The sequence below is a fragment of the Vreelandella piezotolerans genome, from assembly GCF_012427705.1.
Taxonomy (GTDB): Bacteria; Pseudomonadota; Gammaproteobacteria; order Pseudomonadales; family Halomonadaceae; genus Vreelandella; species Vreelandella piezotolerans.
In genome coordinates, this window is the sequence record NZ_CP048602.1 from 2,312,056 (window position 1) to 2,331,580 (window position 19,525).

Here is a 19,525-nt window from a genome sequence, read left to right on the forward strand (position 1 = left end):
ATTAGCCTCGCTTACGCGCCGCCCGCATGACGGCACTTCGCGCGCGGGGGTTGGCATCGACTTCCTCGTCACTTGGACGACTGCCTTTACCCAGCGCTTCCAGACGGCGGTTCAACTGATCGTCACGGATGGGAACCCCTCGGGGTAGATGGGTATCTCCACGCACGTGATGTCGAATAAAACGCTTCACACGACGGTCTTCCAACGAATGGAAGCTGATCACCACCAAATGACCACCGGGGGCAAGCGCTTCGAGCGCTGCTTCTAAGGCGGCATCGAGCTGGTCGAGTTCCCCATTGAGATAAATGCGCAGCCCTTGGAATGCCTTGGTGGCCGGATGGCGTCCTTTTTCCCACGCAGGGTGCGCGGCTTTCAGCACCTCAGCCAAGTCCACCGTATGCGTAAAGGGCTTCTCTACTCGACGCTTTATCACGGCATTCGCTAGACGTTTGGCGTAGCGCTCTTCCCCGTAGGCTTTGAAGACATGGGCAATATCGGCTTCATTGGCGCGGGCCAAAAACTCGGCGGCGCTCTCCCCTTGGGTAGGGTCCATGCGCATATCCAGCGGACCGTTACGCATGAAGCTAAACCCGCGTTCGGGGTCATCGAGCTGGGGGGATGAGACGCCCACATCTAGCAGAATGCCGGAAAGCTTGCCATAGAGCCCTTGCTCTTTGGCAAACTCCGCCAGCTGGGCGAACTCGCGCTGAGTGATAAGAAACCGAGAATCATCTATGTCAGCGGCCGCTGCGATGGCCTGTGGGTCGCGATCCATGGCCAGCAAGCGACCTTGATGACTCAAACGGGAAAGAATCAACCGGGAGTGACCACCACGACCAAAGGTGCCATCTAGGTAAACGCCTTCTGGATCATGCACCAGGGCATCTACCGCTCCTTCCAATAAAACGCTGGTATGACGAAAACGGGTGACCTGATCAGCGTCAGCAGAAGGCATGGTACTCTCACACAAAATTTGGGAAGGCGCGCTGGGCACGCCTTTCATGGAAATGGGGAGTCGGCCGATAAGCCGGGTTCTGTCGTGGACAGTCATTCCTCTAGGCGCTGCGTCACCGCAGCGCTCAAGCAACCTACCCGGACCCAGCGCGGGCCACGCCGTTGGGTCCCTATTTGGTCTTGCTCCGAGTGGGGTTTACCATGCCACGCACTGTTGCCAGGCGCGCGGTGCGCTCTTACCGCACCCTTTCACCCTTACCGGCCCCTAAGGTTGATGTCAGAGACTTAGGCGGTCTGCTCTCTGCTGCACTTTCCGTCGGCTTACGCCGCCCAGGCGTTACCTGGCACTCTGCCCTATGGAGCCCGGACTTTCCTCCCCCGGCGGCCCTAACGGGCACACCAGCGGCGACTGTCTGGCCAACTCCGGCGGCAAGCATACCAGTGCCCCGCGTTCGCCTCAATGCTGACCTTTCATTGCCTGCAACCGGGCATACCACTCCTGCTTGCGCCCGCCTAGCATTCGTGCCGCAACCGACGCCCCCTGCTTGACGCCAATACCTTCGGCCAGCAAAGCAGCGAGCAGTTCGTCGGCCGACATCGTCTGCTCATCGCTTGGCTCCATCTTGGGTGCACCCGAAATCATGATCACGAATTCGCCACGACTCTGGTTAGGATCATCCGCGAGCCGATCGCGCAGCGATGCCGGAGAGCCCTGCAGAAACGTCTCGTACGTTTTGGTCAGCTCACGGGCCAACACCACGGATCGATCGGGCATCTGGTCGCACAACGCTTCCAGCGTGTGAACAATGCGGTGGGGCGATTCATAGAACACAAGCGTTTCCTCACGACACTGCCACTGCTCGAGCGTTTGGCGGCGAGCGCTTGGCTTGGCAGGTAAAAAACCGCCAAACGTAAAACGATCAGTAGGCAGGCCCGCAGCGGATAGCGCCGTAATCAGCGCACAGGGACCGGGCAATGGCACGACGCTTCGGCCTCTAGCGCGTAGCTCACGCACCAACACGAATCCTGGGTCGCAAATCAGCGGCGTGCCCGCATCACTAATCAACGCAATGTTTTCGCCCGCCAACAAATAGCCATCCAGGGTATCTACTCGCTGGGCTTCGTTATGTTCGTGCAACGACATCATCGGCGTATTCACACCAAGATGGCCGAGCAGGCGCGCACTATGCCGAGTATCCTCAGCCGCAATACGTGATACGTCGGCCAAGACGCGAGCGGCGCGCGGGGTCAAATCGTCCAAATTCCCAATTGGCGTGGCAACCACGTACAATGTGCCCGGATGTTGGTGTGTCATCATGACTCCCGATTTGTTGATGGCTTGCCCTGACGGTGCGCTATGCTTGTGAAAAAGCCACGCTAACCAGCTGATAGACCGCGACAGCGCAAATGGAAACTAAGGAAGGATACATGAAACAGTCACTTCGTGGCCTATTGGCCACTGCCTTCATGGCACTTCTCATCACCGGGTGCGCCATGCAGCCCCCCAGCGTGGTTGATCGAGTGCCTGATCAGGATGCAGGACGCTTGCTCAGTCAGGCCGAGCAGCAAGCGCCGGAGCAAGCTGCCCGCACCCGCTTGGAAGCGGCCAACATTCTGGCCCGCCAAGGCCAGCGTGAAAACGCCTTCGATGCCGCCAATAGCATCGACGAGGCGCAGCTCAACGATACCGACCGTGTTCGCTGGGCCATGCTGTTCTCGGAACTTGCCCGCGGCCTGAACGATCCGCGTGCCGTCCTTCGCGCCACACAGGTATTGGATGACGAGCTGCCCATGCAGGCGAACCAGCAGCAGACGCTGGCCGAGCGTCGTCAGTGGGCACAACAGGCTCTAGACCAGCAGCCGGGCTCTGTTCAAGTCGCGCTTCCTGAACTGGACGGCACCGAGGTTCGACGTATCATTGTTGCACTGCCAGAGTCCGGCCCACTGAGCAGCGTTGCCAACACTATAGCCAGCGCCATGCGCCGCCATCACGAGATTAGCGCTGACGGCGTTCAGCTAAGCTTCATCGACGCTGCGCAATTCTCCCTCGACGAGCTCTATAGCCGGGCGCAACAGATCAACGCGCAACTCATGATCGGGCCGCTCGATAAAGACCAAGTCACTCAGCTCGAACAGCGTGACAGCGTGCCACTACCTACGTTGGCACTTAACTACGGTAGCAGCGCAAACAACCAGGCCCAGCGTCTGCTGCAATATGGCTTGTCGGCGGAAGACGAGGCGCGCCAAGCGGCACGCCGCGCCTACCAGGATGGACAACGCCAAATGTCGCTCATGGTGCCCGATAACGACTGGGGCCGCCGAGTCGGTGAAGCCTTCTGGAACGAGTATCAGCGCTTAGGTGGCGAAGTCACGAATGCCGTGCGCTACAACCCCAGCAGCCCGGTATCGAATGCGGTGCAAACGGCACTCAATGTCAGCGGAGAACGCGCTCGCCTTGGCAACATTGATGCCCTTTTCCTACTGGCGCTCCCGGACTATGCACGCCAAGTGCCGCCCACGCTGGATTACTACTACGCGCCGGACCTGCCCATCTACGCCACGTCACATCTCCATGAAGGCCGCTTACAAACGCGCCTGGACCAAGATCTCAATGACGTCATGTTCATGGATATCCCGTGGCAAATTCCAGATGCCGCGGTAGGCGGTGAAGAAGTACTGCCGTTCTACCCCACTTACCAAGCGCTACGCGATGAGGCGGACGCCTCCATGTTCCGCTTGATGGCCATGGGCGTGGACGCCTACGAACTGGCTAAACGCATGTCGGATCTGTCTGACCTGAACGGTTTGAACGGCAGCACCGGCACGCTATCGCTCTCCAATGATGGGCGCATTCACCGCGAACTCCCCTGGGCCAAGTTCCAGAACGGTACGCCTTCCCCCATTTTGATCCCCGGTTTGCGGGATAATGAGCAGTAACCCACAGACCGCTCGTTCACGCGGCGCAGCCATTGAGCAAATAGCGGCTCAATGGCTGCAGCAGCGTGGCCTCAAGCTAGTGACCAGCAATCACCATGTAAAGGGCGGCGAATTGGACTTGGTGATGTACGACCGCGACACGCTGGTCTTTGTCGAAGTAAAACATCGCGCCACGACACGTCATGGGCATCCACTCGAAATGGTCAACGCGCAAAAGCGCCGCCGGTTGATTCGTGCGGCAACGCTCTATCTTGCACGACATGATCTCGCATGCCCCTGTCGCTTTGATATCCTAGCCATCACAGGCAGACCGCCCGCTCTCGAGTTCCAATGGGAGCAAGCGGCTTTCGACGCGTATTAATACTCTTAACTAGGAAGCCCTGATGGACTTTCAATCTCGTATACTCAGCCATTTCAATGCCAGCATCGATACCAAAACCTACGCCAGCGAAGTCTTGCCTCCGTTCATCGAGGTCGCCAGTCAAATGATGGTGCAGTGCTTGGTCAACGAAGGGAAAATTCTCGCTTGTGGCAACGGTGGTAGCGCTGGCGATAGCCAGCACTTTTCGTCTGAGTTACTGAATCGTTTCGAGCGCGAGCGCCCCAGCCTACCTGCCTTGGCTCTAACGACCGATACATCGACACTCACCTCCATTGCCAACGACTACAGCTACAACGAAGTCTTTTCCAAACAGATCCGCGCACTGGGCCAGCCTGGCGACGTCTTGCTGGCAATCTCCACCAGCGGCAACTCGGCTAACGTCGTTCAAGCCATCCAGGCTGCTCACGACCGTGACATGACCGTGGTGGCGCTCACCGGACGTGACGGTGGCAACATGGCCTCGCTGCTAGGCCAAGATGACTGCGAAATTCGCGTACCCGCCACCTCCACCGCGCGCATTCAAGAGGTGCATTTGCTCGTCATTCACTGTCTTTGTGATTTAATTGACGAACAACTGTTTGGCGGCGCTGACTAATCACGCGCGTTTTGCGAATCCCTACTGATCAAGGAGTCATTCTCATGGCCCTGCGCTTCTCCTCCAAAACCTTACTGGCTGCAACGCTTTGTGGTGCGATCGCACTCAGTGGTTGCGCCAACAATAGCGCCTCCAACCCGTCCAACTACGGCCAACGCAGCAATGACGTAGAAGCCGTCGATGCCACCATCGAGCGAGAAGTAGAGCGCGCCCTAGCCCGCGCAGATGCCCGCCTTGGCGATGCCCGCATCCGCGCTCACAGCTACAATGGTGCCCTACTACTCGTCGGACAAGTACCCAGCGAAGAACTAAAAAACATGGCCGGTAGCGTGGCCTCCAACCTGCGTGGCGTGCAAAAAGTCCACAACGAACTGACCGTGGCGGCCAATCTACCCGCGACTCAGCGACTGACGGACACTTGGCTCACCACCAATGTCATCAGCCAGCTCGCCACCAATGACCGCATTGACTCTTCAAAGCTGAAGGTCACCACGGAAAATGCCAGCGTCTATTTGATGGGCATGGTGACGCGTGAAGAGGCTGACCGCATCGTCAATGCTGCCTCATCGGTAGGGGGCGTTCAGCGCATCGTGAAGGTGTTCGATTACCTCGACTAGTCCCCATAAACGGAAAAACCTCGCCAGATGCCTGGCGAGGTTTTTATGTATGACGCCCCAAGAAGTTACTTAACGACACGCAACGTGGGCTTCTTCTTGGGCTTTGCAGCGCTAGTGTCAGCCTCGGAAGAGTCGCTGGACGGCGTGTCCGGCGTGGACTCCGTTAGGGTCAGCTCAGGTTTCGAAGCCTCCGAACCCGCGCTTTCCGACTCGTCAGACGAATCATCATGCTCATCGAAGCCTTCTGCATCTAGCTCAGGCTCATGACCAAACACCATACCCGCACCATTCTCACGGGCATAAATAGCAATCAGCGCAGGCGTTGGGATCATCACCTGCATGGGCTGACCGCCGAAACGCGCATTGAAACCAATCGCCTGATTTTCCATGAACAGGTCGCGAACAGCCGTCGGCGCCACGTTGAGTACGATTTGTCCGTTTTGTACGAACTGCCTCGGCACCTCGACACCAGGCTGAGTAGCGTCCACCACGAGGTACGGTGTCAGCTCATTATCCAACAGCCACTCGTAAAGAGCTCGGGCGAGATAGGGACGACTCGACTTCATAAGGCTCCCTCCTCCTAACGTGAATGGCCTCTAACAGGAAGAGGCCGAATGAATTCAAGCGCGCATCTCTTTTTCACGCTCGTTCAGAGATGCTTTAAACGCTTCACGCTCGAATACCCGAGACATGTAACCCAGCAGCGGTTTGACCTGTTTTTCGGGCAGTTCGATGTTCAGCTCCGGTAAACGCCATAAAATCGGCGCCAAACAGCAATCCACCAGCGTGAATTCTTCGCTCATGAAGTAAGGCATGTCTTCGAAGATCGGTGAAATACCGATCAGACTCTCGCGCAGCTCTTTACGCGCTTTCTCGGCCTCTTTTTTACCGCCAGTGCGAATCTGCTCGAGCATCGGACACCACTCCCGCTCGATGCGATGCATCCATAGTCGGCTTTGTGCACGCGCTACCGGATAGACCGGCAGCAGCGGCGGATGAGGAAAGCGCTCATCCAAGTACTCCATCATGACCTTGGACTCGTAAAGCACCAGATCACGATCCAGCAGCGTCGGGACGCTGTTGTACGGGTTGAGGTCTGCTAACTCTTCAGGCGGCTGCTCTTCGGTGACATCAACGATGTCGACCGCCACTCCTTTTTCAGCCAAAACAATGCGCACTCGATGACTGAAATGATCATCACTACCTGAGTAAAAGATCATTGACGACCGCTTGGCCACAACACCCATGAAAGCATCCTCGCATCAAAACAATTTTCGATAATAACATGCCAGCACCCTCTTATGGGAAGGTAGCCAGCGATACAAAGCGATACTACAGACAAGCAAAAGGCGCACGGCTCTCGCCGTGCGCCCGAACGACCTATCAGACTTTATCGATCAGTGGACGTCTCGCCAGTACTCACGCTTGAGCAGGTAAGCAATCACACCAAAAATAAAGATGAAGATGAGCACTTTAGGTGCCAGGGCTTGCGCCTGCAGCTTGGAGGGCTCACCCACGTAGGCCAGGAAGTTGGTCAAGTCATATACCGCTTCCTCGAACTCGGCTGGCTCCATCGCCCCTGGTTGAGTCACTTGCAGCACATCACAAGACTGATACTTACCTGATAGCGGGTCGGGAGACTGCCCCGCCACCGGCTGATCGGTTTCGGCACACACCAATTCCTGAACGCCTTGGAGAGGCTCCAACACGTTAGGCATCGCCACCAAATCAAAGACCGTATTGTTGACACCGGTTGGGCGGCTAGGGTCTTTGTAAAACCCTAACAGATAGGAGTAGATCCAGTCGGTGCCACGTAAACGCGCCTCCAGCGTCAAGTCAGGCGGCGGAGCGCCAAACCAAGACTCTGCATCCCCACGGTCCATGGCAATGTGCATTTGGTCATTGAATGCCAGGTCCGAGGAGAAGATCAGGTTCTCTTCCACTAGATCTTGCGGAATACCCAAATCATCCGCAGCACGTGCAAAGCGTTGATACTCTAGTGAGTGACAGCCCATGCAGTAGTTGACGTAGAGCTTCATACCGTTTTGCAACGACGCCTGGTCGTGCAGGTCAGGCTCCATGCTGTGGGGCACGCTTGCGCCACCAGCCGCCATCGCGGTGACTGGCACGATTGCGAAGAGCAGTGCTAATAGTTGCTTTTTCATTAGCCAGTCACCCTTTCCGGAACGGGTTTGGTCTTCTCCAGCTTGGTGTAGAACGGCATCAGCAGGAAGAAGGCGAAGTAAATGGCTGTACACACTTGCGCCAAGATGGTGCGACCTGTCGTTGACGGCAACACACCTAGAACGCCCAAAATCACAAAGCTAATGCAGAACAGCAGTAGCATGACTTTGGACATCCAGCCTTTGTAGCGCATCGAGCGCACCGGGCTACGGTCGAGCCACGGCAGCACGAACAACACCGCGATGGCCGCACCCATGCAGACGACACCCAAGAACTTAGCGTCAAGACCAAACAGCGAGAAGGTAATCGCACGCAGAATGGCGTAGAACGGCGTGAAGTACCAGACCGGTGCAATGTAGTCAGGCGTTTTCAGCGGGTTAGCCGGCTCGAAGTTAGGCCGCTCGATGAAGTAGCCCCCCCCTTCCGGGAAGTAGAACACCACGACACTGAAGACAAACAAGAACACCGCAATACCCACCAAGTCCTTCACGGTGTAGTACGGGTGGAAAGCGATGCCGTCGAGCGGCTTGCCGGTCTCGTCTTTCTTCTGCTTGATGTCGATACCATCAGGGTTGTTAGAACCCACTTCATGCAGAGCAATGATGTGAAGCACGACCAATGCCAAAATCACGATGGGCAACGCAACGACGTGAAGCGCAAAGAAACGGTTCAACGTGATGCCTGAAATCAGGAAGTCACCGCGCACCCACTGCGCTAGATCAGGGCCAATACCCGGGATGGCCGAGAACAGCGAGATAATGACCTGCGCCCCCCAGTAAGACATTTGACCCCATGGGAGCAGATAGCCCATAAAGGCTTCGGCCATCAGCAGAAGATAGATGGCCATACCAAAAATCCACACCAGCTCACGTGGCGCTTTGTAGGAACCATAAAGCAAGCCGCGGAACATATGCAGATAGATGACCACGAAGAAGGCGGATGCCCCCGTCGTATGCATGTAGCGAATCAACCAGCCCCATTCGACATCACGCATGATGTACTCGACGGAGGCAAACGCGCCTTCGGCAGAGGGATTGAAACTCATGGTCAACCAAACGCCAGTCAGGATTTGGTTGACCAGCACCAGCAGCGCCAGCACACCAAATATATAGAAGAAGTTGAAGTTCTTCGGCGCGTAGTACTTCGTCAGATGGTCTTGCATCATTTGCGTGGCGGGGAATCGGTCGTCCACCCAGCGCATGATGCCACTCTCGGCCTTCGCCTTATTTGGATTAGCCATTAGGCACTCTCCTCATCTTCGCCGACCACGATGATGTCATCGCTTTCAAAGCGGTAGGGCGGCACTTCAAGGTTCGTCGGCGCAGGAACGTTGCTAAAGACGCGACCGGCCAAGTCAAAACGAGAGCCGTGGCATGGGCAGAAGAAACCACCCGGCCAGTTATCGACGCCCACCCCTTCCGCATCCGGCTCGGGCCGATACAAGGGAGAACAGCCCAAATGGGTACAGATGCCGATCAAGACACCAATCTCAGGCTTGATCGAGCGCAGACCACCCTGGATATAGGCAGGCTGCTGTGGCACTTCGGACTCTGGGTCCGCCAAGCTGTCAGCCCCTAGCGCTTCGGTCCGTTCGATCATCTCAGGCGTACGATTAATGATCCAAATCGGGCGACCACGCCACTCGACGGTCATACGCTGACCTGGCTCAAGCTTGGAAATATCCGCTTGAACCGGCGCGCCTGCCGCTCTTGCCTTGGCACTAGGCTGCCAAGATGCCACAAAGGGGACCGCAACCCCGACAGCGCCCACCGCCCCCACAACGGAGGTGGCGCCCACGAGGAAACGGCGCCGACCTTTGTTTACGCCGTTATCTGCCATTTCTGGTTTCTCCCATCAGCTTACCCGTTCCGTCGCAAAGGCGTCTTGCGACGACGAATATCAAATACAGTCTATGTTAAAAAAACAAAACGCTCTGCACAAGAACAACCGCCCCGGACCATGGTGGTAGGAGCGTTATAATTTTTTGATATTCCAATAAAAAACGCCCAGGTCTTTGACCTGGGCGTTTTTGCCGCATAGCGTAGAATTAACGCTTGGAGAACTGCGGACGACGACGTGCTTTACGCAGACCGACTTTCTTACGCTCGACCTGACGAGCATCACGGGTGACATAACCCGCTGCGCGCAGCGTAGGACGCAAGTCCTCGTTGTAATCCATCAGGGCACGTGTAATGCCGTGACGAATAGCGCCGGCTTGTGAAGAGCCGCCACCGCCTTCAACGGTGACGTACACATCGAACTGGTTCAGCGTCTCGGTCAGCTCGAGCGGCTGACGCACAACCATACGACCCGTCACACGACCGAAGTACTGGTCGAGTTCGCGGTTGTTGACGGTAATTTTGCCGGAACCCGGCTTCAGAAACACGCGAGCGGTGGAAGTCTTGCGGCGCCCGGTACCGTAATACTGCTGTGTCATGGCGAAGATTTCCTCAGATGTTCAGTTCAAGCGGCTGCTGGGCAGCGTGCGGATGCTCGGCACCGGCGTACACTTTCAACTTGGAGTACATGGCGCGACCCAGCGGACCTTTCGGCAGCATGCCTTTGACGGCAGACTCGATGATACGCTCGGGAGCGTGATCGATCATTTTGTCGAATGTCATGGAGCGCAGACCGCCCGGGTAACCTGTGTGGCGGTAGTAAGTCTTGGCTTTTGCCTTGTTACCCGTCACTTGGACTTTCTCTGCGTTAACGACAACAATGTAATCGCCGGTATCAACGTGCGGGGTAAACTCGGGCTTATGCTTGCCACGCAGGCGGCGAGCAATCTCGGTTGCCAGACGACCGAGCGTTTTGTCCGTAGCGTCGACAATGTACCAGTCGCGCTGGACGGACTGCGGCTTAGCACTGAACGTCTTCATGGATGAAATCACCAGATTAAGTGTGTTGGGTAACTCACACCGCCAAGCGGTGAAGCACCATCCCTATTTTTTTTGGTTGCCGACTAATGCCAGCAACGTGCAGCGAGGCGGCATTCTACAGCAACCATCTGCTCAAGTTAAGTGTCCCATGACTTTTTTTACATCCCCCACGCTAGGGCTTGTGCGCCAGCGCCAAGTATTCGCGCGACTGCATTTCCTGCAGCCGAGATAGCGTGCGCTGGAATTCGAAGGTCAGCTTCCCGTCACTATAGAGGGATTCCACCGGCACCTCTGCCGACATCAACAGCTTTACGCCACGATCATAAAACTCGTCCACCATATTGATGAAGCGTCGTGCTTGATCGTCTGTCTTGCCGTCCATACGCGGCACGTTGGCTACCAAAACGGTATGGAACTCGCGGGCTAGTTCGATATAGTCATTTTGGCTACGCGGCCCGTCACACAGCTCAGCAAACTCAAACCACACGACATCCTCATGCAAGCGACGCGTTTTAAGCACCCGGTGATTGACCTCCAATGGCGCGTTCTCCTCACCTGACTGACCAGCAATCTCTCGAAAGCTGCGCGCCAGCTCTCTTTCGGCAGCAGCGTCGAGAGGCGCATGAAAAATTTCAGCACGCTCCAGCGCCCGCAGACGATAATCGATACCCGAGTCGACATTGACCACCTCACAATGACGATTCAGCAATTCAATGGCAGGCACGAATCTCGCACGCTGCAATCCATCTTTATACAGCTCGTCGGGAACGATATTCGAGGTCGCCACTAACACCACGCCACGCTCGAAAAGCGCTTCAAGCAAGTTGGCGAGAATCATGGCGTCGGTGATGTCCTTGACGAAGAACTCATCGAAACAAATGACACGCGCTTCGGCGGCAAACTTACCCGCAATAAGTGTGAGTGGGTTTTTCTCGCCTTTATAATGGGTCAGCTCATTGTGAACTCGCTGCATGAAGCGATGAAAGTGCGTGCGCATCTTTTCAGGAAACGGCAGCGCTTCATAAAAGGTATCGACCAAGTAGGTCTTACCACGCCCCACGCCTCCCCAGAAGTAGAGCCCTTTTACTTGGGGCAACGGCGGTTTGGCAGGCGCATGCTTCTTACCCAGCAAACCTGCCATTTTGGCTTTGATTCCTTTGCTGGCCACCACAGCCTTGGGCACCGTCGTTGGCGTCGCCAACAGCTCATCATAGAGCCGCTGGAGATGCTTGACCGCCTGCTCTTGGGCCGGGTCATACTGAAAATCACTGCGCTGGAGGTCGTCTTGATAGCGCTCAAGCGGCGTGGGACGACGAGTGTGGCCGGAGGCCTGACGCTCAGATACTGATGGCATGAAGGTGCTCCCGCAACGCATGGCCCTTACCTTTTTGCAGGCACCGCTAGGGGCGCCTAACAAAACGGACTCGACAAAAATGGGAGTGATTATACGTCGCTTGAAGGCTAAGCGCATGAGCGGATTGACCCAACCGACTGAGACGCGCCTATAATGGGGCGGTTTTTAAAGTCACGCCCTGTACACAGCGGCGCGCATTACTTAGGGAGAAGGACTGTGGAAGCAAGCTCGCCATTTACTTTTGCACTTATCGGCTTGGCCGTAGGGTTCGTCATCGGCTTGGTATGCTATCGGCTCTTTAGCAAAGGTGCGCGAGACGTCGCTTCACTCAAGCAGACACTGCTTGAACGTGAACACCAGATCGCCGACTTGAAGAAAAACATGAGCAGCCACCTCACGGGCATACAGCAGCGCCTTGAGAACATTCGCCATGAGGCTGATCACCTCGAACAGCACATCGAAGACGAGGCCAAGCAGTGGAAATTACCCAGCGTCAAAACGCCTTCTGAGCCCATTGCGATGCCAGACAGCGACTCAAGCGTTGCCATGCCAAGAGATTACGCCGCTGGCAAAAACGGTACGCTATCGGAAGATTTCGGCTTGAAAGAGAGCAAAGCAACCGACGTCGACTCTCCTCAGCCGCCACGCTACTAACCTATTCATGAGCGCACTTTTGCGTAACTCAGACGCGACCAGGGCAACGTGTCAGTATCACCCTGGTCTGCACCTGTGCGACAGCTGAAGCCTTTCGCTAGGCGGGGTTATCAATGTCGACGAAGCGATGCTCAACATCGAACTCACTGGCCAGCCACTCGCCGAGCGCCTGCACACCGTAGCGCTCGGTCGCGTGATGGCCTGCTGCCAAGTAATGAATTCCCATTTCACGCGCTAAATGGGTCGTCCGTTCAGAGACCTCTCCTGAAACGAACACCTGCGCACCGGCCTCATAGGCTTCCGTAATCATGTCTTGCGCACCACCGGTACACCATGCGACTCGCTCGATTGGCTTCTGACACGGCGCCTCGACCAGCAGCGGCTCGCGGGCGAGAACACCCGCTACTTGGCGGGCCAACTCGCCAATTGATTGTGGAACCACCAACCGGCCCGACCAGAGCAGCCCCTCTCCCAACTCACCGTCTAGGCATCCCTCGACTTTCCAGCCCATTCGCTTGGCCAACTGCGCGTTATTGCCCATCTCTGTATGAGCATCAAGCGGCAAATGGTAAGCCAGCAAGCTGATATCGTTGGCCAGCAACGTTTTGATCCGACGCTGCTTCATACCGGTGATGGCAACAGGCTCGTTCTTCCAGAAATAGCCATGATGAACGAGCACCATATCGGCCTGCCATGCGACGGCCTCGTCGAGCAGCGCTTGGCAGGCCGTTACCCCCGACATGACGCGACGCACTTGCTCTCGTCCCTCGATTTGCAGGCCATTGACCGTGAAATCTTTGAATTGAGCAGAGCGTAACTGGTGGTCACAGGCAGCGACCAGTTGATCACGATGATTCACGTTCCCTCCTTTTCACAATTAAGTACAGCCCCGTGAGGCGCAGCGTCATTCGGTGTTACCATAGCGCCATTGTAAAACTCGCTTTACGTTATCGCGAACCTCGCGACCGTTTAGACTGCCACACGCTGAGGAACTTTCGCATGCACCGTTCAGTGCTGCCTTATCTCTGGCCCGTACTTACGGGGCTTCTGCTAGCGGCCGTTATCCTGCTCGCCTTTCCGGAGCAGCTACCCAACCCGTTCCGCCACACGCCCCCCGTGTCGGAGGCTCCGCCTGCTAACGTCGAGACTCCGCCCGCATTGGTGCCCACCACTAGCAGTGAATCAAGCGCGAATCGCCCGGCACCGGATATCAGGCAAGCGGCTCCGCTGACCCGACATCAAGGCCCAGCCAGTTACTCCAATGCCGTCAACCAAGCCGCTCCCGCCGTGGTGAACATTTACTCTTCACGCATCGTCGAGCGCGACCAGCACCCGCTAATGTCCGACCCGTTCTTCAACCAGTTTTTTAGCGGCGACGACGCCACCACCCACCAGCGTATGCTGTCGAGCCTCGGATCGGGCGTCATCGTTAGCAATGATGGCTATGTACTGACCAACCATCACGTCATCAACGGCGCCGACCAAATCCAGGTCGCGCTTCGCGACGGTCGCGAAACCCTGGCAGAGGTCATCGGCACCGATCCAGAGAGCGATTTGGCCGTGCTGCGGATCGGTCTAGAAGACTTGCCGGTCATCGAGCTTGCTGACTCGGAGGAGGTCGCCGTCGGCGATGTGGCGCTGGCCATTGGCAACCCCTTTGGCGTGGGGCAGACCGTCACCATGGGCATCATCAGCGCCACTGGACGAAGCCATTTGGGCCTGAACGCTTACGAAGACTTCATTCAGACCGATGCAGCCATTAACCCCGGTAATTCGGGCGGGGCACTGGTCAATCCAGAGGGCGCTCTGGTGGGTATCAATACCGCCATTTTCTCTCGCTCCGGGGGCTCTCAGGGAATTGGTTTTGCGATTCCCGCCAACCTCGCACACAGCATATTGGATGAGTTGGTGACGCGCGGAAGAGTCATTCGGGGATGGCTGGGCATCGAGGCCCAAGCGCTTTCGCGCGAGCTGGCCGCGTCGTTTGGGTTGCGTACGCCCCAGGGCGTCATCGTCGCAGGCGTGGTGAGTGGCGGACCTGCCGCCCAGGCAGGCTTACAGCCAGGCGACGTACTGCTCTCCATCGATGGACAGGTCATTCTGGATGCTAGGGCGACCATGAGCGATATCGCGTCGATCCCACCAGGGACGTCGCTGCCGCTGACGATCGTACGCGGCGGCGAACGCATGGAAATGACCGTTGAGGTAGGCGAGCGTCCCGTGCCGACCAATGCCACATCGGCCGACCGGCAGAGCGGCTCCTAGCACCGCCCTGCCCGACCGAACTGCTCATCGATTGCGAATGCGATACTCCGCTGAACGGGCATGAGCCGTAAGGTATTCGCCACGCGCCAGTACGGAGGCCACCTTACCCAGCTCGGATGCCCCTTCAGGTGAGCAATGGATGATCGAGGAGCGCTTCTGAAAGTCGTACACGCCTAGCGGGGAGGAGAACCGCGCAGTTCCCGACGTCGGCAGAACGTGGTTCGGGCCTGCACAGTAGTCGCCCAACGCTTCTGACGTGTGTCGCCCCATGAAGATCGCCCCTGCATGGCGAATATCATCCAGCCATGCGCCGGGCTCGGCCACTGACAGCTCGAGATGCTCTGGCGCAATACGATTGATCATCTCGACGGCTTCTGCCTGATCGCGACACAGAATCAATGCACCGCGGCGATTCAGCGACGCGCGTGCAATTGGCTCCCGCTCTAGCGTCGGCAGCAATCGTTCGATGGAACTCGCCACAGCATCCAAATGCTCGGCGTCCCAGCTCACGAGAATGGCTTGCGCATCTTCATCATGCTCTGCCTGAGAAAAGAGATCCATGGCGATCCAATCCGGGTCGGTTTTCCCGTCCGACACCACCATGATTTCCGAAGGCCCCGCAATCATATCGATACCGACCTGCCCAAATACGGCCCGTTTAGCCGTGGCGACGTAGATGTTACCCGGCCCCACGATCTTATCGACACGTGGAACGCTTTGTGTCCCGTAAGCCAGCGCGGCGACGGCTTGAGCGCCGCCAATGGTGAACACGTAGTCCACGCCCGCCAGATGCGCTGCCGCTAATACTAGATCATTCAACACGCCATCGGGCGTAGGTACCACCATGACGATTTCACGCACGCCCGCCACGTGGGCAGGGATGGCATTCATCAATACGGAGGACGGATAGGCAGCCTTCCCACCCGGCACATAAATACCGGCCCGATCGAGCGGCGTGACTTTCTGGCCGAGCACCGTCCCGTCAGCCTCTTCGTATTGCCAGGAGGTCGGTTTTTGCCGCTCGTGGTAGCGCTTGATGCGCTCGGCGGCAATCGCTAGCGCATCCCGTTGCTCGGCAGGCAATCCGTCATACGCTTTTTTTAACTGGTCAGGCGTGAGGCATAGCTGCTCCATGGCGTCGACGGACAAACGGTCAAAACGATTCGTTGCCTCGATGACCGCCTGATCGCCACGCTGTTTGACGTCTGCCAAGATTTCCTCAACACGAGCCTGCACCGCTTTATCAGACACGCCCTCCCAATCCAACAGCGCATCTAGGCGCTGATGAAAAGCCGCATCACGGGTCGATAGGCGGGCAATGGTGGCTGTGGTTGTATCGCTCATGATGAACCTCTTGTCATTCAATAGGCTGCGCCTGACGCGATTTTACGGCGCTTTCCAGACGCGCTAGCAGCGGCTTGATACGGTCGTGCTTCATGGTCATAGCGGCTTTGTTGACCACCAAACGCGTGCTGATGTGGGCAATGAGCTCGCGCGGCTCCATACCATTGGCGCGCAGCGTGTTACCGGTATCGACGATATCGACGATCTCATCGGCCAAATTCATCAGCGGTGCGAGCTCCATGGCACCATAAAGCTTGATGACTTCTGCTTGGATACCCTGCTCTGCGTAGTAGCGACGTGCCACGTTGACGAATTTGGTCGCTACTCGGCGTCGCGCTTTGGCGGGCGGCTGCCCCGTCACGCCTGCCGTCATCAGCTTGCACCGCGCAATATCCAGGTCGAGCGGCTCGTAAAGACCTTCCGCGCCGTGCTCCAGCAGCACGTCTTTACCGGCGATACCTACATCCGCCGCGCCTAGCTGCACGTAGGTTGGCACGTCAGTGGCACGAATAATCACCAGTTTGACGTCCGGCAAGTTGGTATCGAACAAAAGCTTGCGGCTTTTACTCAGATCCTCGGCAGGTGTAATGCCCGCATCTGCCAGTAGCGGAAGGGTTTCTTCCAAGATACGCCCTTTCGAAAGGGCCAAAATCAGTTGCTTACTCATGGTCAAAGGCCAGTGTTGTCCGCGTGGCTTAGCCGGGGATACGGCGAATCTTCGCCCCCAGCAGCTGTAATTTTTCCTCGATACACTCATAGCCGCGATCGATGTGATAGATCCGATCGACCAAGGTTTCCCCTTCGGCCATCATGGCAGCAATGACGAGAGACGCTGACGCACGAAGATCCGTCGCCATGACGGGAGCGCCCGAGAGTTTATCAACGCCATTGATCAACGCGGCGTTACCCTCCAGGACGATGTTGGCGCCCATGCGGTTCAGCTCTTGAACATGCATGAAGCGATTCTCGAAGATGGTCTCCACGACCCTTGAATGCCCCTCGGCAACGGCATTCATGGCAACGAACTGGGCCTGCATGTCAGTAGGAAATGCGGGATACGGCGCCGTACGAATATTGACGGCCTTCGGGCGTTTACCGTGCATATCCAATGATATCCAATCGTCGCCACTCTCGATCGTCGCGCCCGCCTCTTCCAATTTGGCAAGCACGGCTTCCAGGATATCGGCTCGCGTACGCTTCACTTTGACTCGCCCACCCGTCATGGCGGCGGCCACTAAAAACGTGCCAGTCTCGATACGATCGGGCATGACATCGTGCTCGCAGCCATGCAGCGACGCAACACCGTCGATGACGATGGTGTCGGTGCCGTGACCTCGAATCTGCGCGCCCATTTTGATCAGGCACTCGGCGAGATCGACGACCTCGGGCTCTCGGGCGGCGTTCTCGAGAACGGTCCGCCCGTCTGCCAGGGTCGCTGCCATCAGCAGGTTTTCCGTGCCGGTCACGGTCACGGTGTCGAAAAAGATCGTAGCGCCTTTTAAACGCCCATCAACACGGGCACGGATATAGCCTGCTTCGACATGGATCTCCGCCCCCATGGCCTCCAGGCCACGCAGGTGCAGATCCACCGGGCGCGAACCAATGGCGCAACCACCAGGCAGCGACACGTCCGCCTTACCGAAGTGCGCCAGCAGCGGCCCTAACACCAAAATGGAGGCGCGCATTTTTTTCACTAGCTCGTAGGGCGCATGGCACTGGGACACTTGGGAGCCATCAAGCTGAATGCTCAACTTCTCACCCATGATCGGCTCGACGCCCATCCGCCCAAGCAGCTCTAGCGTGGTCGTAATATCTTGAAGATGCGGCAAATTACCGATGACTACCGGCCCATCTGCCAAAAGGCTCGCACATAAAATGGGCAGCGCCGCGTTTTTGGCACCGCTTGCCCACACTTCTCCATCGACCGAGCCATTACCCGTAATAATGAGTTTATCCATGGGGGCGACCGTTACTGAGCGTTTTCCGACGCAGTTTGCCACTGCGTCGGTGTAAACGTTTTGATGCTGATCGCGTGTAGGGCACCCGATGCGATTTCGTCGCTGAGCGCGGCGTAAACGAGCTGCTGGCGCTTAACGGGAGAAAGACCTTCAAAGGCTTCACCAACCGCAATCACCTGAAAATTGCAGCCTTCACCCTGGATGTGAAACTCACACCCATCGATGCGGGATTCAAGCAGTGCTTTTACCTCGTTGGGTTGCATGAGACAGGAAACTCCTTTGGGGTCGTTGAAATAGTGAGTAATGGGCGAACATGATAAAGAAAAGCGGCTCACTTGGCGATGCCGAGCCGTGCCCACCATAAAGAGAGCAGCCCGGGGGCTGCTCTAGAGATCACGCGATGTCTGCAAAAACGTCTTGTGAAACCAAGGTATCGAGTTCTGCCAAAGACGCCAAACGCTGCAGCGGCGGCGACAGCACGATGGATCGCACCTTGACCTGGAGCGCCTGGCAGGCACGTAGCCACTCAAACAGCACGCTCAGCGCTGCGCTGCTCGCTTTATTGATTTTCGCAAAATCCAGACAGACCTCAGAATGATCGGACTGACGCAGCCACTGAACGCCGCGAGCGGCCACGTCGGCGGCGACACTCATGGTCAAGTCGCCTGCGACCATCAGCGAATCGCCCTGTGCTGACAGCGTCACCTCTGAGCGAGAGAGGAGCGATGTCACGCATCGCCTCCCTGCTCCAGCTCATCGACACCGATTTCAGGCGCCCAACCACGTATGACTGCATCGTAATCGCGGTTATTGTCACGCATGGCTTGATCGAACTGATTACGGAAAGTCAGCCCCAGGTTGATGCCGTTGACGATGACGTTCACTACACGCCACTCACCATCCGACAGACGAAGGCTATAGCTCACTGGGTAGACCTGACCATTGTTTGCCACGACTTCCATATCCACGCTGGCCTGGTCTTCGTAGCGCTGGCCGCGCTGCTGGTTCAGCACACGTAGCTCGTTGTAATCAAACGTCACCAACCCACGCGTGTAAGTATCGATCAGCGTTTGGCGGAACACGTCGGCAAACCGGCTCCGCTGCTCGGGCGTTGCATTGCGGAAATAGCTACCCATGACGCTAGCGCCGATGTAACGAAAATCCGCCACGTCATCGAGGCTCTCGTCGACCAATGCTTTTAGCTCATCGAGGTTATCGGCATAGTACGCTTTCTTACCATCGAGTTGGCTCATAAAGGATTCGACATTGTCACGAACCACTTCTTCGGGGGACTGCGTTTGCGCTTGCGCCATTAGCGGCGCCAGCATCAGCACAGCAGCCAACGCGAAGCGCTGAATAAAAGCAGAATAAAGGTTGAACATCTTCATGACCTCTTGCAGGA

The 19,525-nt window shown here is 57.0% G+C and carries 23 protein-coding genes and 1 other RNA gene; 6 read left to right on the plus strand and 18 right to left on the minus strand.

What is annotated here, in order from left to right:
* Position 1 precedes the first annotated feature (1 nt).
* The 3 genes from rsmH to rsmI form a co-directional block, all read right to left on the minus strand.
* Positions 2 to 955, minus strand: a complete 954-nt coding sequence (gene rsmH, locus GYM47_RS10630; protein ID WP_168444454.1) for a 16S rRNA (cytosine(1402)-N(4))-methyltransferase RsmH — start codon at positions 953 to 955, stop codon at positions 2 to 4.
* Between the two features lie 52 nt (positions 956 to 1,007).
* Positions 1,008 to 1,379: RNase P RNA component class A (rnpB, locus tag GYM47_RS10635), an RNA gene on the minus strand.
* Positions 1,380 to 1,411: 32 nt separating this feature from the next.
* Positions 1,412 to 2,269: a 16S rRNA (cytidine(1402)-2'-O)-methyltransferase gene (rsmI, locus tag GYM47_RS10640; RefSeq protein ID WP_139527188.1), complete on the minus strand. Its 858-nt coding sequence runs from the start codon at positions 2,267 to 2,269 to the stop codon at positions 1,412 to 1,414.
* A 113-nt stretch (positions 2,270 to 2,382) separates the two neighbouring features.
* On the opposite strand from rsmI, the gene GYM47_RS10645 reads away from it, so the two are divergent.
* The 4 genes from GYM47_RS10645 to GYM47_RS10660 are packed head-to-tail and all read left to right on the plus strand — an operon-like array spanning position 2,383 to position 5,485.
* Positions 2,383 to 3,891, plus strand: a complete 1,509-nt coding sequence (locus tag GYM47_RS10645; RefSeq protein ID WP_139527187.1) for a penicillin-binding protein activator — start codon at positions 2,383 to 2,385, stop codon at positions 3,889 to 3,891.
* Positions 3,881 to 4,252 (plus strand): YraN family protein, encoded by a 372-nt coding sequence (locus tag GYM47_RS10650; RefSeq protein ID WP_153842876.1) that lies wholly within the window; start codon positions 3,881 to 3,883, stop codon positions 4,250 to 4,252. The genes GYM47_RS10645 and GYM47_RS10650 overlap by 11 nt, the downstream gene beginning before the upstream one ends.
* Positions 4,253 to 4,274: 22 nt before the next feature.
* Positions 4,275 to 4,868: a phosphoheptose isomerase gene (locus GYM47_RS10655; protein ID WP_139527185.1), complete on the plus strand. Its 594-nt coding sequence runs from the start codon at positions 4,275 to 4,277 to the stop codon at positions 4,866 to 4,868.
* Between the two features lie 44 nt (positions 4,869 to 4,912).
* Complete coding sequence (locus tag GYM47_RS10660; protein ID WP_139527184.1) at positions 4,913 to 5,485, plus strand: BON domain-containing protein; 573 nt, start codon at positions 4,913 to 4,915, stop codon at positions 5,483 to 5,485.
* A 65-nt stretch (positions 5,486 to 5,550) separates the two neighbouring features.
* Here the strand turns inward: GYM47_RS10660 and GYM47_RS10665 are convergent, their stop codons facing one another.
* The 8 genes from GYM47_RS10665 to zapE all read right to left on the minus strand — a co-directional run bounded on the left by GYM47_RS10665 (position 5,551) and on the right by zapE (position 11,902).
* Positions 5,551 to 6,051 carry a ClpXP protease specificity-enhancing factor gene (locus tag GYM47_RS10665; protein WP_153842875.1) on the minus strand — a complete coding sequence of 167 codons (501 nt, stop codon included), beginning with the start codon at positions 6,049 to 6,051 and terminating at the stop codon, positions 5,551 to 5,553.
* A gap of 54 nt (positions 6,052 to 6,105) precedes the next feature.
* Positions 6,106 to 6,732, minus strand: a complete 627-nt coding sequence (gene sspA / locus GYM47_RS10670; protein ID WP_139527182.1) for a stringent starvation protein SspA — start codon at positions 6,730 to 6,732, stop codon at positions 6,106 to 6,108.
* Positions 6,733 to 6,882: 150 nt separating this feature from the next.
* Entirely contained in the window at positions 6,883 to 7,650 is a 768-nt protein-coding gene (locus GYM47_RS10675) for a cytochrome c1 (RefSeq protein WP_153842874.1), read from the minus strand.
* A complete protein-coding gene (locus GYM47_RS10680; protein ID WP_153842873.1) occupies positions 7,650 to 8,909 on the minus strand; it encodes a cytochrome b in 1,260 nt (419 codons plus the stop codon). The genes GYM47_RS10675 and GYM47_RS10680 overlap by 1 nt, the downstream gene beginning before the upstream one ends.
* Complete coding sequence (gene petA, locus GYM47_RS10685; RefSeq protein WP_044629967.1) at positions 8,909 to 9,508, minus strand: ubiquinol-cytochrome c reductase iron-sulfur subunit; 600 nt, start codon at positions 9,506 to 9,508, stop codon at positions 8,909 to 8,911. Before petA ends, GYM47_RS10680 begins: the two co-directional genes overlap by 1 nt.
* Positions 9,509 to 9,716: 208 nt before the next feature.
* Positions 9,717 to 10,106, minus strand: coding sequence for a 30S ribosomal protein S9 (gene rpsI, locus GYM47_RS10690; protein ID WP_139527179.1), 390 nt, complete (start codon positions 10,104 to 10,106; stop codon positions 9,717 to 9,719).
* A gap of 13 nt (positions 10,107 to 10,119) precedes the next feature.
* Positions 10,120 to 10,548 (minus strand): 50S ribosomal protein L13, encoded by a 429-nt coding sequence (rplM, locus tag GYM47_RS10695; RefSeq protein WP_139527178.1) that lies wholly within the window; start codon positions 10,546 to 10,548, stop codon positions 10,120 to 10,122.
* Between the two features lie 172 nt (positions 10,549 to 10,720).
* Positions 10,721 to 11,902, minus strand: a complete 1,182-nt coding sequence (zapE, locus tag GYM47_RS10700) for a cell division protein ZapE (protein ID WP_153842872.1) — start codon at positions 11,900 to 11,902, stop codon at positions 10,721 to 10,723.
* 216 nt (positions 11,903 to 12,118) lie between these two features.
* On the opposite strand from zapE, the gene GYM47_RS10705 reads away from it, so the two are divergent.
* The gene (locus tag GYM47_RS10705) at positions 12,119 to 12,556 is read left to right on the plus strand and encodes a ZapG family protein (RefSeq protein WP_139527176.1); all 438 of its coding nucleotides are present in this window, start codon (positions 12,119 to 12,121) and stop codon (positions 12,554 to 12,556) included.
* 97 nt (positions 12,557 to 12,653) lie between these two features.
* On the opposite strand, the gene GYM47_RS10710 is transcribed toward GYM47_RS10705, so the two are convergent.
* The gene (locus GYM47_RS10710) at positions 12,654 to 13,415 is read right to left on the minus strand and encodes a Nif3-like dinuclear metal center hexameric protein (RefSeq protein ID WP_153842871.1); all 762 of its coding nucleotides are present in this window, start codon (positions 13,413 to 13,415) and stop codon (positions 12,654 to 12,656) included.
* A gap of 140 nt (positions 13,416 to 13,555) precedes the next feature.
* Between GYM47_RS10710 and GYM47_RS10715 the strand changes: the two genes are divergently transcribed.
* Positions 13,556 to 14,821, plus strand: a complete 1,266-nt coding sequence (locus GYM47_RS10715; protein WP_153842870.1) for a Do family serine endopeptidase — start codon at positions 13,556 to 13,558, stop codon at positions 14,819 to 14,821.
* Between the two features lie 24 nt (positions 14,822 to 14,845).
* On the opposite strand, the gene hisD is transcribed toward GYM47_RS10715, so the two are convergent.
* The 6 genes from hisD to GYM47_RS10745 form a co-directional block, all read right to left on the minus strand.
* Positions 14,846 to 16,165 (minus strand): histidinol dehydrogenase, encoded by a 1,320-nt coding sequence (gene hisD, locus GYM47_RS10720; protein ID WP_139527173.1) that lies wholly within the window; start codon positions 16,163 to 16,165, stop codon positions 14,846 to 14,848.
* Positions 16,166 to 16,178: 13 nt separating this feature from the next.
* Entirely contained in the window at positions 16,179 to 16,832 is a 654-nt protein-coding gene (hisG, locus tag GYM47_RS10725; RefSeq protein WP_139527172.1) for an ATP phosphoribosyltransferase, read from the minus strand.
* A 28-nt stretch (positions 16,833 to 16,860) separates the two neighbouring features.
* Positions 16,861 to 18,123, minus strand: a complete 1,263-nt coding sequence (murA, locus tag GYM47_RS10730; protein ID WP_153842869.1) for a UDP-N-acetylglucosamine 1-carboxyvinyltransferase — start codon at positions 18,121 to 18,123, stop codon at positions 16,861 to 16,863.
* An 11-nt stretch (positions 18,124 to 18,134) separates the two neighbouring features.
* A complete protein-coding gene (locus GYM47_RS10735) occupies positions 18,135 to 18,386 on the minus strand; it encodes a BolA family protein (RefSeq protein ID WP_139527170.1) in 252 nt (83 codons plus the stop codon).
* A 130-nt stretch (positions 18,387 to 18,516) separates the two neighbouring features.
* Positions 18,517 to 18,855, minus strand: a complete 339-nt coding sequence (locus GYM47_RS10740; RefSeq protein WP_139527169.1) for an STAS domain-containing protein — start codon at positions 18,853 to 18,855, stop codon at positions 18,517 to 18,519.
* Positions 18,852 to 19,511 carry an MlaC/ttg2D family ABC transporter substrate-binding protein gene (locus GYM47_RS10745; protein WP_139527168.1) on the minus strand — a complete coding sequence of 220 codons (660 nt, stop codon included), beginning with the start codon at positions 19,509 to 19,511 and terminating at the stop codon, positions 18,852 to 18,854. Before GYM47_RS10745 ends, GYM47_RS10740 begins: the two co-directional genes overlap by 4 nt.
* Positions 19,512 to 19,525 lie beyond the last annotated feature (14 nt).

Coding starts and splice junctions, on each gene's coding strand:
- rsmH (WP_168444454.1), bottom strand. CDS start 955: ATGCCTTCTGCTGACGCTGATCAGGTCACCCGTTTTCGTCATACCAGC.
- GYM47_RS10645 (WP_139527187.1), top strand. CDS start 2,383: ATGAAACAGTCACTTCGTGGCCTATTGGCCACTGCCTTCATGGCACTT.
- sspA (WP_139527182.1), bottom strand. CDS start 6,732: ATGGGTGTTGTGGCCAAGCGGTCGTCAATGATCTTTTACTCAGGTAGT.
- murA (WP_153842869.1), bottom strand. CDS start 18,123: ATGGATAAACTCATTATTACGGGTAATGGCTCGGTCGATGGAGAAGTG.
- hisG (WP_139527172.1), bottom strand. CDS start 16,832: ATGAGTAAGCAACTGATTTTGGCCCTTTCGAAAGGGCGTATCTTGGAA.
- GYM47_RS10650 (WP_153842876.1), top strand. CDS start 3,881: ATGAGCAGTAACCCACAGACCGCTCGTTCACGCGGCGCAGCCATTGAG.
- rsmI (WP_139527188.1), bottom strand. CDS start 2,269: ATGACACACCAACATCCGGGCACATTGTACGTGGTTGCCACGCCAATT.
- GYM47_RS10655 (WP_139527185.1), top strand. CDS start 4,275: ATGGACTTTCAATCTCGTATACTCAGCCATTTCAATGCCAGCATCGAT.
- hisD (WP_139527173.1), bottom strand. CDS start 16,165: ATGAGCGATACAACCACAGCCACCATTGCCCGCCTATCGACCCGTGAT.
- GYM47_RS10675 (WP_153842874.1), bottom strand. CDS start 7,650: ATGAAAAAGCAACTATTAGCACTGCTCTTCGCAATCGTGCCAGTCACC.
- zapE (WP_153842872.1), bottom strand. CDS start 11,902: ATGCCATCAGTATCTGAGCGTCAGGCCTCCGGCCACACTCGTCGTCCC.
- rpsI (WP_139527179.1), bottom strand. CDS start 10,106: ATGACACAGCAGTATTACGGTACCGGGCGCCGCAAGACTTCCACCGCT.
- GYM47_RS10745 (WP_139527168.1), bottom strand. CDS start 19,511: ATGAAGATGTTCAACCTTTATTCTGCTTTTATTCAGCGCTTCGCGTTG.
- GYM47_RS10660 (WP_139527184.1), top strand. CDS start 4,913: ATGGCCCTGCGCTTCTCCTCCAAAACCTTACTGGCTGCAACGCTTTGT.
- GYM47_RS10665 (WP_153842875.1), bottom strand. CDS start 6,051: ATGAAGTCGAGTCGTCCCTATCTCGCCCGAGCTCTTTACGAGTGGCTG.
- rplM (WP_139527178.1), bottom strand. CDS start 10,548: ATGAAGACGTTCAGTGCTAAGCCGCAGTCCGTCCAGCGCGACTGGTAC.
- GYM47_RS10715 (WP_153842870.1), top strand. CDS start 13,556: ATGCACCGTTCAGTGCTGCCTTATCTCTGGCCCGTACTTACGGGGCTT.
- petA (WP_044629967.1), bottom strand. CDS start 9,508: ATGGCAGATAACGGCGTAAACAAAGGTCGGCGCCGTTTCCTCGTGGGC.
- GYM47_RS10680 (WP_153842873.1), bottom strand. CDS start 8,909: ATGGCTAATCCAAATAAGGCGAAGGCCGAGAGTGGCATCATGCGCTGG.
- GYM47_RS10735 (WP_139527170.1), bottom strand. CDS start 18,386: ATGCAACCCAACGAGGTAAAAGCACTGCTTGAATCCCGCATCGATGGG.